This is a genomic window from Bacillus sp. FSL W7-1582, assembly GCF_038593325.1.
GTDB classification, from domain to species: domain Bacteria; phylum Bacillota; class Bacilli; order Bacillales; family Bacillaceae; genus Bacillus; species Bacillus altitudinis.
Genome location: NZ_CP151987.1, coordinates 1 through 12,500, shown reverse-complemented (window position 1 = coordinate 12,500; position 12,500 = coordinate 1). Strand labels below are relative to the sequence as shown.

At 43.3% G+C, this 12,500-nt stretch carries 7 protein-coding genes, 2 tRNA genes and 2 rRNA genes (1 of these 11 running past the window's edge); all 11 read right to left on the bottom strand.

Annotated elements, in window-relative coordinates:
* A 23S ribosomal RNA gene (locus NSQ11_RS00055) occupies positions 1-1,071 on the bottom strand (it extends 1,860 nt beyond the left edge of the window).
* 98 nt (positions 1,072-1,169) lie between these two features.
* Positions 1,170-1,245 (bottom strand) — tRNA-Ala (locus tag NSQ11_RS00050).
* A gap of 14 nt (positions 1,246-1,259) precedes the next feature.
* Positions 1,260-1,336, bottom strand: a tRNA-Ile gene (locus NSQ11_RS00045).
* 96 nt (positions 1,337-1,432) lie between these two features.
* A 16S ribosomal RNA gene (locus NSQ11_RS00040) occupies positions 1,433-2,981 on the bottom strand.
* The 16S and 23S rRNA genes sit together here with 2 tRNA genes alongside, the layout of an rRNA operon.
* 365 nt (positions 2,982-3,346) lie before the next feature.
* Positions 3,347-5,860, bottom strand: a complete 2,514-nt coding sequence (gene gyrA, locus NSQ11_RS00035; RefSeq protein ID WP_335357869.1) for a DNA gyrase subunit A — start codon at positions 5,858-5,860, stop codon at positions 3,347-3,349.
* A 234-nt stretch (positions 5,861-6,094) separates the two neighbouring features.
* Positions 6,095-8,011 carry a DNA topoisomerase (ATP-hydrolyzing) subunit B gene (gene gyrB / locus NSQ11_RS00030; RefSeq protein ID WP_025206585.1) on the bottom strand — a complete coding sequence of 639 codons (1,917 nt, stop codon included), beginning with the start codon at positions 8,009-8,011 and terminating at the stop codon, positions 6,095-6,097.
* 57 nt (positions 8,012-8,068) lie between these two features.
* A complete protein-coding gene (locus NSQ11_RS00025) occupies positions 8,069-8,314 on the bottom strand; it encodes an extracellular matrix/biofilm biosynthesis regulator RemA family protein (protein WP_008360920.1) in 246 nt (81 codons plus the stop codon).
* Positions 8,315-8,331: 17 nt separating this feature from the next.
* The gene (gene recF / locus NSQ11_RS00020; protein WP_007497487.1) at positions 8,332-9,444 is read right to left on the bottom strand and encodes a DNA replication/repair protein RecF; all 1,113 of its coding nucleotides are present in this window, start codon (positions 9,442-9,444) and stop codon (positions 8,332-8,334) included.
* Between the two features lie 16 nt (positions 9,445-9,460).
* On the bottom strand, positions 9,461-9,676 hold the full coding sequence (yaaA, locus tag NSQ11_RS00015; protein ID WP_008347598.1) for a S4 domain-containing protein YaaA: 216 nt from the start codon (positions 9,674-9,676) through the stop codon (positions 9,461-9,463).
* A 150-nt stretch (positions 9,677-9,826) separates the two neighbouring features.
* Positions 9,827-10,963 (bottom strand): DNA polymerase III subunit beta, encoded by a 1,137-nt coding sequence (gene dnaN, locus NSQ11_RS00010; RefSeq protein ID WP_008347596.1) that lies wholly within the window; start codon positions 10,961-10,963, stop codon positions 9,827-9,829.
* A gap of 196 nt (positions 10,964-11,159) precedes the next feature.
* The gene (gene dnaA / locus NSQ11_RS00005) at positions 11,160-12,500 is read right to left on the bottom strand and encodes a chromosomal replication initiator protein DnaA (protein ID WP_008347594.1); all 1,341 of its coding nucleotides are present in this window, start codon (positions 12,498-12,500) and stop codon (positions 11,160-11,162) included.

The following is a 12,500-nucleotide window of genomic DNA, read 5'->3' as shown; positions in this document are numbered from 1 at the left end:
CCACTTAACGTATACTTTGGGACCTTAGCTGGCGGTCTGGGCTGTTTCCCTTTCGACTACGGATCTTATCACTCGCAGTCTGACTCCCAAGGATAAGTCATCGGCATTCGGAGTTTGACTGAATTCGGTAACCCGGTAGGGGCCCCTAGTCCAATCAGTGCTCTACCTCCGAGACTCTTACCTTGAGGCTAGCCCTAAAGCTATTTCGGAGAGAACCAGCTATCTCCAGGTTCGATTGGCATTTCACCCCTACCCACACCTCATCCCCGCACTTTTCAACGTGCGTGGGTTCGGGCCTCCATTCAGTGTTACCTGAACTTCACCCTGGACATGGGTAGATCACCTGGTTTCGGGTCTACGACCACGTACTCATGCGCCCTATTCAGACTCGCTTTCGCTGCGGCTCCGCATCTTCTGCTTAACCTTGCACGGGATCGTAACTCGCCGGTTCATTCTACAAAAGGCACGCCATCACCCGTTAACGGGCTCTGACTACTTGTAGGCACACGGTTTCAGGATCTATTTCACTCCCCTTCCGGGGTGCTTTTCACCTTTCCCTCACGGTACTGGTTCACTATCGGTCACTAGGGAGTATTTAGCCTTGGGAGATGGTCCTCCCGGATTCCGACGGAATTTCACGTGTTCCGCCGTACTCAGGATCCACTCTGGAGAGAACAACATTTCAGTTACAGGGCTGTTACCTTCTTTGGCGGGCCTTTCCAGACCTCTTCGCTTATATCGTTCCTTTGTAACTCCGTATAGAGTGTCCTACAACCCCAAGAGGCAAGCCTCTTGGTTTGGGCTGTTCCCGTTTCGCTCGCCGCTACTCAGGGAATCGCATTTGCTTTCTCTTCCTCCGGGTACTTAGATGTTTCAGTTCCCCGGGTATGCCTTCTCATACTCTATGTATTCAAGTATGGATACTACTCCATTACGAGCAGTGGGTTTCCCCATTCGGAAATCTCCGGATCAAAGCTTGCTTACAGCTCCCCGAAGCATATCGGTGTTCGTCCCGTCCTTCATCGGCTCCTAGTGCCAAGGCATCCACCGTGCGCCCTTTCTAACTTAACCATTTCTTACTTTAGAAAGAATCACTATGTGTGATGAACTTTGCATTGCATTCAATGTGAATGTATTACTTATTGTTATCTAGTTTTCAAAGAACACGTTGGTGGAGCCTAGCGGGATCGAACCGCTGACCTCCTGCGTGCAAGGCAGGCGCTCTCCCAGCTGAGCTAAGGCCCCGATTTAATAGAAGATGGTGGGCCTGAGTGGACTCGAACCACCGACCTCACGCTTATCAGGCGTGCGCTCTAACCAGCTGAGCTACAGGCCCATCTTTCATATCGAAGATATGATGTTGTAGGAACTTTTGCAAGTTCCTTCAAAACTAAACAAGACGAAAAACGTACGCTGCTCCATATATCCTTAGAAAGGAGGTGATCCAGCCGCACCTTCCGATACGGCTACCTTGTTACGACTTCACCCCAATCATCTGCCCCACCTTCGGCGGCTGGCTCCATAAAGGTTACCTCACCGACTTCGGGTGTTGCAAACTCTCGTGGTGTGACGGGCGGTGTGTACAAGGCCCGGGAACGTATTCACCGCGGCATGCTGATCCGCGATTACTAGCGATTCCAGCTTCACGCAGTCGAGTTGCAGACTGCGATCCGAACTGAGAACAGATTTGTGGGATTGGCTAAACCTTGCGGTCTCGCAGCCCTTTGTTCTGTCCATTGTAGCACGTGTGTAGCCCAGGTCATAAGGGGCATGATGATTTGACGTCATCCCCACCTTCCTCCGGTTTGTCACCGGCAGTCACCTTAGAGTGCCCAACTGAATGCTGGCAACTAAGATCAAGGGTTGCGCTCGTTGCGGGACTTAACCCAACATCTCACGACACGAGCTGACGACAACCATGCACCACCTGTCACTCTGTCCCCGAAGGGAAAGCCCTATCTCTAGGGTTGTCAGAGGATGTCAAGACCTGGTAAGGTTCTTCGCGTTGCTTCGAATTAAACCACATGCTCCACCGCTTGTGCGGGCCCCCGTCAATTCCTTTGAGTTTCAGTCTTGCGACCGTACTCCCCAGGCGGAGTGCTTAATGCGTTAGCTGCAGCACTAAGGGGCGGAAACCCCCTAACACTTAGCACTCATCGTTTACGGCGTGGACTACCAGGGTATCTAATCCTGTTCGCTCCCCACGCTTTCGCTCCTCAGCGTCAGTTACAGACCAGAGAGTCGCCTTCGCCACTGGTGTTCCTCCACATCTCTACGCATTTCACCGCTACACGTGGAATTCCACTCTCCTCTTCTGCACTCAAGTTTCCCAGTTTCCAATGACCCTCCCCGGTTGAGCCGGGGGCTTTCACATCAGACTTAAGAAACCGCCTGCGAGCCCTTTACGCCCAATAATTCCGGACAACGCTTGCCACCTACGTATTACCGCGGCTGCTGGCACGTAGTTAGCCGTGGCTTTCTGGTTAGGTACCGTCAAGGTGCAAGCAGTTACTCTTGCACTTGTTCTTCCCTAACAACAGAGCTTTACGATCCGAAAACCTTCATCACTCACGCGGCGTTGCTCCGTCAGACTTTCGTCCATTGCGGAAGATTCCCTACTGCTGCCTCCCGTAGGAGTCTGGGCCGTGTCTCAGTCCCAGTGTGGCCGATCACCCTCTCAGGTCGGCTACGCATCGTCGCCTTGGTGAGCCGTTACCTCACCAACTAGCTAATGCGCCGCGGGTCCATCTGTAAGTGACAGCCGAAACCGTCTTTCATCCTTGAACCATGCGGTTCAAGGAACTATCCGGTATTAGCTCCGGTTTCCCGGAGTTATCCCAGTCTTACAGGCAGGTTACCCACGTGTTACTCACCCGTCCGCCGCTAACATCCGGGAGCAAGCTCCCTTCTGTCCGCTCGACTTGCATGTATTAGGCACGCCGCCAGCGTTCGTCCTGAGCCAGGATCAAACTCTCCGAAAAAGTACAAAACCGAAGTTTTGTTTTTCGTCAGCGTTTGACTGACTACCTATGATGTATCATAGGATTTTTTATAAAAACTCGAATTAACAGGTACGTTTTGTCTTGTTTAGTTTTCAAAGAACTTGTTTGTCACTCTCTCAAAGCGACCACTTAAATATATCATATATCTCTATCAATAGTCAACATTTTTCTTGAAAAACATTTTATTTTTTTAAGAAGTTTTTGTTATGAAAGAGATAAAAAATAGAGCCTCTTTTTGCTCCTTTGAAAGGTTAACACATATCTATGAAAAAAGCATTATAAACTTCAAAAAAAATCATGTTTTTTCAAAAAAAAATAAAGCCGGCGAAAAACCGGCTTTATTTTTACTCAGATTGCTCTTGATCTGACTCTACATTTTCTACGTTTTCTACGTTTTCTTCACTATTCTCTTCATCGTCTTCTGGTGATTGTTCTACTAATGCCACTGTAGCGACATGTTCATCATCACCTAGACGGATCAGGCGGACACCTTGAGTGACTCGGCCTGTTGTGGAGATATCTGAAACGGCCATACGGATGATGACACCACTACCTGTAATAATCATCAAGTCTTCTTCAGCTTCAGCGTTAGTCGCCTTCACTGCAACAAGCGGACCGTTGTTGTCAGTGATCTTGCATGTTTTCAGACCTTTACCACCACGGCTTTGGACACGATATTCTTTTTCAGGCGTTAATTTACCATAACCTTTTTCAGTTACGATCAATACGTTTGCATCTGGCTCAAGGATTTCCATTCCAACGACGATGTCATCCTCAGAAAGTGTGATCCCTTTAACTCCAGCTGCTGTACGTCCCATTTCACGAACATCTGTCTCGTCGAAACGAATGAGCATTCCTTTTTTCGTTCCGATGATAATTTGTTTTTCACCATTGGTTAAACGAACAGCCATCAATTCATCTTCATCACGTAGGCTGAGTGCAATCAAACCGTTGTTACGGATGTTTGCAAATTGAGACAATGACGTTCGTTTCGATACACCGTGTCTTGTTGTAAAGAAGAGATACGAATCTTCATCAAATTCGCTGACTGGAATAATGGCGTTTATCCACTCTCCCTTTTCTACTTCAAGAAGGTTAATAATCGGAATCCCTTTTGCTGTTCGTCCGAATTCAGGGATCTCATAGCCCTTCGCTCGATAAACCTTCCCTTTATTAGAGAAGAAGAGAATCGTATCGTGCGTAGATGTTGAGATCAACTGTTCAACGAAATCATCTTCGTTGGTTCCCATTCCTTGTACACCTTTACCGCCTCTTTTTTGACTGCGGTATGTTGATGCAGGCAGGCGCTTAATATAACCATTATGAGTCAGTGTGATCACAATATTTTCAACAGGAATCAAATCTTCGTCTTCGATTGTTTCTATACCCGCTGTCACAATTTCTGTGCGGCGCGTATCATTGAAGCGTTCTTTGATTTCTGTTAATTCTTCTCTAATGATTTCTAGAACTTTCTCATTGTCTGCTAGAATGGCTTTCAATTCAGCAATCAAGTCAACAAGCCCTTTGTATTCATCTTCTATTTTCTCTCTTTCTAAACCAGTCAAACGCTGGAGTCGCATATCGAGAATGGCCTGTGCTTGTTTTTCAGACAAGCTATAGTTTTCCATCAAACCATTTCTTGCAATTTCAGCAGTTTGAGAGCCTCTAATTAAGGCAATGACCTCATCTAAGTGATCAAGCGCAATTCTTAAGCCTTCTAAAATATGAGCTCTTGCTTCCGCTTTACGCAATTCATACGCCGTTCTTCGACGAATGATCACTTTCTGATGCTCAAGGTAATATTCAAGACATTGTTTGAGAGATAACACTTTCGGCTGTCCATCAACAAGTGCAAGCAAGTTAATACCGAAGGACGTTTGAAGTGTCGTTTGTTTATAAAGATTGTTTAATAGAACATGGACGTTTGCGTCTCTTCGTAGTTCAATGACAATTCTCATTCCATTACGGTCAGATTCATCACGAAGATCTGTAATGCCATCAATCTTTTTATCACGGACAAGATCAGCGATTTTTTCGATCAAACGAGCTTTGTTAACCTGATAAGGAATCTCGTTGATGACAATGCGCTGCTTACCACTAGATGTTTCTTCGATATTTGACTTTGCACGTAATGTAATAGAGCCTCGTCCTGTTTCATACGCTTTACGAATACCACTTCGGCCAATGATTTGTCCCGCAGTTGGGAAGTCTGGACCTGGAATGATGTCCATTAGTTCCTGTGTCGTCATTTCAGGATTTTGACTAATCGCCAATACCCCATCAATCACTTCACCTAGTTGGTGAGGCGGGATATTCGTTGCCATCCCTACAGCGATTCCAGTTGCCCCGTTCACTAATAAGTTCGGGAACCTAGCAGGCATAACGACTGGCTCTCTTTCACTGCCATCGTAGTTATCTTGATAATCAATGGTGTCCTTTGTGATATCACGCAGGATCTCCATCGAAATTTTAGAAAGACGTGCCTCGGTATAACGCATGGCTGCTGCACCGTCTCCATCGACAGAACCAAAGTTCCCGTGCCCTTCAACCAGCATATTACGATAGTTGAAATCTTGCGCCATCCGAACCATCGCTTCATATACAGCGCTATCACCGTGAGGGTGGTACTTACCGATAACTTCCCCAACGATACGAGCAGATTTCTTAAATGGTTTATCACTTGTCATACCTAGGTCATTCATCGCATACAAAATTCTTCGATGCACGGGCTTCAATCCGTCTCGCACATCTGGTAATGCACGCGAAACAATAACACTCATTGCATAATCTAAAAAGGACGTACGCATTTCATGGCTAATATTCACTTCGCGTACATTTGGTGTATGTTGTTCACTCACTATAAGAACCTCCCTTTACGTATCACATGAAATAAATTATGTGGGAGTAAAATATGTATTTATCTTCACAAGACTATTCTCCATTATATCAATAATCTTGCCTTTATACACATTTATTTACTAGAAAATCGACGAATCGCAGAAAACCAGGACATTCGTTTCACGCCCCTGTTTCTTGAAAAACAACCTTATTCCAAACAAGAAATAAGGTTGCTCTCAAGGGGGGATACCTATCTAAATATCAAGATTTTTTACGTATTGTGCATTTTCTTCGATAAAGTTACGTCTCGGCTCTACTTTATCTCCCATTAGCATTTCAAAAGTCTCATCAGCATCGATTGCATCCTCAAGTGTCACTTGAAGAAGTGTTCTCGCATCAGGATCCATTGTTGTTTCCCAAAGCTGAGTAGCATTCATCTCTCCAAGACCTTTATAACGCTGAAGTCCAGGTTTCGGTGTTTGAGGTAGTGTTTTTAACAGTTCATCTAGCTGTTTATCGTTATACACGTATTCAACACGCTTTCCTTGCTGCACTTTATATAAAGGCGGCTGTGCAATATACACATAACCGTTTTCAATGATTTCACGCATGTAGCGATAGAAGAATGTTAGGAGTAGCGTCCGTATATGCGCTCCATCAACATCAGCATCAGTCATGATCACAATTTTGTGATAACGTGCTTTCTCTAAAGTGAAGTCTTCTCCGATTCCAGTCCCTAGCGCTGTAATCATTGAACGAACCTCGTTGTTAGATAAAATTTTATCTAGTCGGGCTTTTTCAACGTTTAGGATCTTCCCTCTTAACGGTAAGATCGCTTGGAAATGTCGATCACGACCTTGCTTAGCAGATCCGCCCGCAGAATCTCCCTCTACGATATAAAGCTCAGAGATGGAAGGATCTTTAGAAGAACAGTCTGCCAGTTTCCCAGGCAAGCTAGAGACTTCCAGTGCACTTTTACGTCTTGTCAGCTCACGTGCCTTTTTGGCAGCCATTCTTGCACGAGCTGCCATCACACCTTTCTCCACAATTTTCTTTGCAGCATCAGGGTTCTCTAAGAGGAATTTCTCAAGTGCTTCGGAGAAGAGGGAGTCGGTAATGGTTCTTGCTTCTGAGTTACCGAGCTTTGTCTTCGTTTGTCCTTCAAATTGAGGGTCTGGATGTTTGATAGAGATAATGGCTGTTAAGCCTTCTCGTACATCTTCTCCGCTCAAATTCGAGTCACCATCTTTGAATACGCCATTTTTACGAGCATAATCATTGATGACACGCGTCAGACCGGTTTTAAAGCCAGCTTCGTGTGATCCACCTTCATATGTGTTGATGTTATTGGCGAAAGAATAAATATTGCTTGTATAGGAATCGTTGTATTGCAGTGCAACTTCAACGGTGATTCCGTCTTTTTCACCCTCGATGTAAACTGGTTCTTCATGAACGACTTCCTTCGAGCGATTCAAATGTTCTACATAGCTCTTAATACCGCCTTCATAGCAGTATTCGTTTCTTCGTTCTTTGCCTTCACGTAAGTCTTCAATGATGATGTTGACGCCTTTTGTTAAGAAAGCTAACTCACGTACACGGTTAGCAAGTGTGTCGTAATCAAATTCAATGGTTTCAGTGAAAATTTCTGGATCTGGCACAAAATGAGTGGTTGTCCCTGTTACATCTGTTTCACCGATGATCTCTAAATCTCCAACTGGAACACCGCGTTTGAATTGTTGATAATGAATTTTTCCATCACGGTATACAGTCACGTCTAAGGTCGTAGATAACGCATTAACAACAGATGCCCCTACACCATGCAGACCGCCAGATACTTTATAACCGCTGCCGTCAAATTTACCACCAGCGTGAAGAACCGTCATAATGACTTCTACAGCAGGACGTCCCATTTTTTCGTGAATCCCAACAGGAATTCCGCGGCCGTTATCTTTCACTGTGATGCTATTATCTTTTTCAATTTGCACTGTAATGTCTGTACAATAACCAGCTAAAGCCTCATCAATACTGTTGTCGACAATTTCCCATACAAGATGGTGAAGTCCTTTTGCACTGGTTGACCCAATGTACATTCCTGGACGTTTTCTAACCGCTTCTAGTCCTTCGAGCACCTGTATCTGATTTTCATCATAACTATTATGTTGCTGTTCCATTGCCACGTACATTCACCTACACTTTTCTTAAACGATATATTTATATGAATTGAGCTTTTAGACTTCAATTTCAATCACAAATGAAGCACGTTTTTTGAGCGTGCTTGAGGAAAGAGGAGAGTAATACACGGATTCAGTTGTGACGACGATGGATTTGGGTGTCCCTTGTGACAACGAAATGATTTGTTCTTCTTGTTTTTGAAGAAATTCCTCTACAACAGAAGATGACCTCATTTTGTAATCAACAATTGCGACAATCTCTCGTGTAGAAACAACACAATCATCACCTAAATGAATATACAAGACTCACACCTCATTTATCAGTCAATTACTTTTCCACTGGCTACTCTGAAAATTTCCGCTTCTTTCAGGGTGGCGTGATCGATGCCTTCAACACTCGTAGTGGTGACAAAGGTCTGTACACGTCCCTGAATGGTATGGAGCAAATGAGACTGTCTGTAATCATCAAGTTCAGATAAAACATCATCGAGTAGAAGAATTGGGTATTCACCGATTTCTTCATGAATCAGATCAATTTCTGCCAGCTTTAGTGAAAGAGCTGTTGTTCTTTGCTGCCCTTGAGAGCCATATGTCTGAACATCCCGACCATTCACAAAGAAAAGAAGATCATCTCTGTGAGGCCCCCATAGCGTCACCCCTCGGTCTATTTCTCTGTCTCTTAGTTTCTGAAACGATTCTTCATAGCTATTTTTTATTTTCGACAAGTCTGACGCTTCTGATACCTCTATGGCCGTCTGGTATTGGAGCGTGAGCGTTTCCAGCTCTCTTGAAATCCCAAAATGCAGCGGCTGCGCCCATTTTTCGAGCTGTTTCGTAAAAGTCAGTCGTCTTTTGACAACCTTCGCTGCCGCATCAATCAACTGCTCTGTTAAAATCTCCAGCATCGCTTGATCCGTTTGCTTTCTTGTTTGCAATTGTTTCAAGTAATGATTTCGCTGAGTGAGGATTTTTTGATAGAGCGATAAATCATGCAAGTAGACAGCAGACACTTGTCCAATCTCCATGTCGAGGAATCTTCTGCGGATTTGCGGGCTACCTTTCACAAGGCTGAGATCCTCTGGTGCAAACATGATGGTGTTCAAGGCACCAACATAATGACTGAGTTTCTGTTGTTCAATGTGATTGACCTTGCCCTTTTTTCCTTTTTTTGAGATCACGAGCTGCATGGGGAGTGGACCATTTTTTTTGATGACTCTACCTTCTATTTTAGCATAGTCTTCGTCCCATCGGATAAGTTCTTTATCATTTGACGTACGATGAGACTTTGCCATCGACAATACATAGATCGCTTCCATCAGGTTCGTTTTACCTTGGGCGTTCTCACCAATCATCACATTCACCTTATTGTCGAATTGAAGCTCGGTGTGTTCATAGTTTCGGTATGAAGTTAACGCCAGACTTTGAATGTACATGTATTGTCACCCGTTTCTAATTCACAACTTGAAATGTGCCGTGACCTTCTATCTCGACAACATCACCTGGGTATAATTTGCGTCCCCGTCTATTATCTGGCTCTTGATTGATGAACACCTCATGTTCACTTAAAAACCACTTCGCCATTCCACCAGATTGAATGACTTCGGCTAATTTCAAAAACTGCCCTAATGTAATCATTTCTGTTTCAATCGTTATCAGATTAGGCATTGTATCGACCTCTTTCAATATCACTAATATCTAATTGTACTAAAAAACAAGACAAGAAGGAAAGGGGGAAAGCGAACTGGGATGAAAGAAAGCTGAGGAAACGAGGAAAAAAGCTGCTGTGCGCTCACACAGCAGCCATTTTAGACCAAATTAATACGTTCTAACTGGAAGAATCAATTGCAAAATGGAATCATCATTTGGCGTTCGTAATAGGAATGGTCTCATTGCGCCAGTGAAACTGACATGAATCTCTGTTCCCTCTAATACTTTTAAAGCATCAAGCATATATTTCGGACTGAAAGAGATTTTGAGATCCTCCCCTTTAATGTCATCTGCTTGCACCGTTTCAACTACTTTACCGATTTCAGGCGAATTAGAAGAAATTTCAAGGCTTTGCGCAGGATCAGCAGAAAGCTTCACAACGTTGTTACGCCCTTCTCTTGCTAAAAGTGACGCGCGATCAATCGCTTGAAGGAATTCTTTCGTATTCACCACTACATCCGTTTTACTTTCTTGCGGAATGAGGCGAGCTGTATCTGGGTAATTACCATCCAGCAATCTTGAGAAGAACAGCACGTTCTGTGCTTTAAAGAGAACCTGTGTCTCCGTAATGACGATGCTCACAAGATCTTGTCCATCATCAAGAATTTTACTTAGCTCTGTTAAACTCTTTCCAGGAATGACCACATTGTACGAGCTTTCCTCGTTAATATCCAACTTCGCTTTTCTTAAAGCAAGACGATGACTATCCGTTGCTGTGCATATTAATTCACCTTTTTCAACCTTCCAGTTTACACCTGTCAAGATAGGTCGTGTTTCTGAGGTGGACACTGCGAAAACCGTTTGACGGATAAGGTTTTTAAGCAAATCTGTTGGAATTTGAAAAGCATGATGCTCTTCAATTTGTGGCAGATGCGGATATTCTTCAGCATCTAAGCCGTTTAAATTAAATTCTGCTGAACCAGAGCGGATGATGGTCAGATGATTTTGTTCTACCTCAATTTCGACAGTAGACATAGGCAGTTTCTTAACGATTTCGCTAAAGAAGCGGGCTTGCAGCACAATACTTCCTGGTCGATCAATTGTAATGACTTCTAAATCTCCATCTCTTTGAGGAATAAAAGATTCGATTGAGATATCAGAATCGCTCCCTGTGAGAGAAACCCCTTCGTCAGATGCAACAATTTTAATCCCTGTCAAAATAGGAATCGTTGTTCTAGAGGATACGGCCTTTAATACATCTTGGACACTTTCAACAAGACGATCTTTTTGAATCGTGAATTTCATAGTGGTCCTCCTAATTTTTCTTAATGACATGTATATATATTTATTTAATAAAAATCGTAGAAGTACTAGTAGGGCTTGTGAATATGTGGATAAGTCAGTAGAAAGAAAGGAAAGACAGCCTATCCACATGTGGACAGACTGTGTATGACTATGCTCTAGTTATTCACATTTTCCCGTACTTATCTTATCAGCTTGATTATTTTAGTTGTTCTTTGATCTCTTTGACATGCTGCTGAAGCTGTTCATCTTCAACGATTAATTTTGAAATTTTCTCATGAGCATGAATGACGGTCGTATGATCTCGTCCACCAAATTCTTCTCCGATTTTAGGTAGAGAGGAATCGGTCATTTCTCTAGAGAGATACATCGCAATTTGTCTTGGATAAGCAACTGATTTCGTACGTTTCTTCGCTTTGAAATCTTCTAATCGAATATTAAATTGCTGCCCTACAATTCTTTGAATATCTTTAATTGTAATCACCTTAGGTTTCGATGAAGGAATGATGTCCTTTAGGGCTTCAGCTGCTAGATCAGCATTGATGTCTTTATTGATTAAAGAAGAGTAAGCAACAACACGAATCAAAGCACCTTCCAGTTCCCGAATGTTGCTGTCGATTTGATTGGCAATATAAAGCATGACTTCATTCGGAATGTCTAAACCTTCTGCTTTTGCTTTTTTACGTAAGATCGCAATACGCGTTTCTAGATCTGGCGGGGTAATGTCTGTAATTAAGCCCCATTCGAATCGAGAGCGTAATCTGTCTTCAAGTGTCGGAATTTCCTTTGGCGGACGGTCACTAGAAATGACGATTTGCTTACTTTCTTCGTGAAGTGTGTTGAATGTATGGAAAAACTCTTCTTGTGTTTGTTCTTTTCCTGCTAAAAATTGAATATCATCTATCAAAAGCACATCTACATTCCGATAGCGATTACGGAAATCGACTGCTTTGTTGTCCCGGATTGAGTTGATAAATTCATTTGTAAATTTTTCAGATGATAGATAGACCACTTTGGCTGATGGATTATGATCGATGACGTAATGACCGATCGCATGCATTAAGTGAGTCTTTCCTAAACCAACGCCCCCATAAATAAAAAGCGGGTTATATGCTTTTGCTGGTGCTTCTGCGACTGCAAGTGAAGCGGCATGAGCAAAACGGTTGCCTGAACCAATAACAAAAGTATCAAATGTATATTTTGGATTCAGCATATTTTGTGGAATTTCAACGGGTTCTTCTTTCGACATTTTTTTGATTGGAGATTTTGGCATGGCTTCCTCTTCGTCCTGATTTTGAGGAATGATAAATTTGATGCTGAGCTCTTCGCCTGTCAGTTCATAGATGGTATCTGCAATTAAGTGAAGGTATCTTGACTCGAGCCAGTCTCTTGCAAATTCATTAGGTGCAGTAATAGTCAGCGTATCTCCTTGAAGAGAATGGGCTTTAGTGGACTTCATCCATGTTTCAAAACTAGGTTTGCTCAATTTTGTCTCTATTTTTTGAAGTGCTTTATTCCACAGATCCAAAATATTTTCCAT

Coding starts and splice junctions, on each gene's coding strand:
- dnaN (WP_008347596.1), bottom strand. CDS start 10,963: ATGAAATTCACGATTCAAAAAGATCGTCTTGTTGAAAGTGTCCAAGAT.
- dnaA (WP_008347594.1), bottom strand. CDS start 12,500: ATGGAAAATATTTTGGATCTGTGGAATAAAGCACTTCAAAAAATAGAG.
- recF (WP_007497487.1), bottom strand. CDS start 9,444: ATGTACATTCAAAGTCTGGCGTTAACTTCATACCGAAACTATGAACAC.
- yaaA (WP_008347598.1), bottom strand. CDS start 9,676: ATGCCTAATCTGATAACGATTGAAACAGAAATGATTACATTAGGGCAG.
- gyrB (WP_025206585.1), bottom strand. CDS start 8,011: ATGGAACAGCAACATAATAGTTATGATGAAAATCAGATACAGGTGCTC.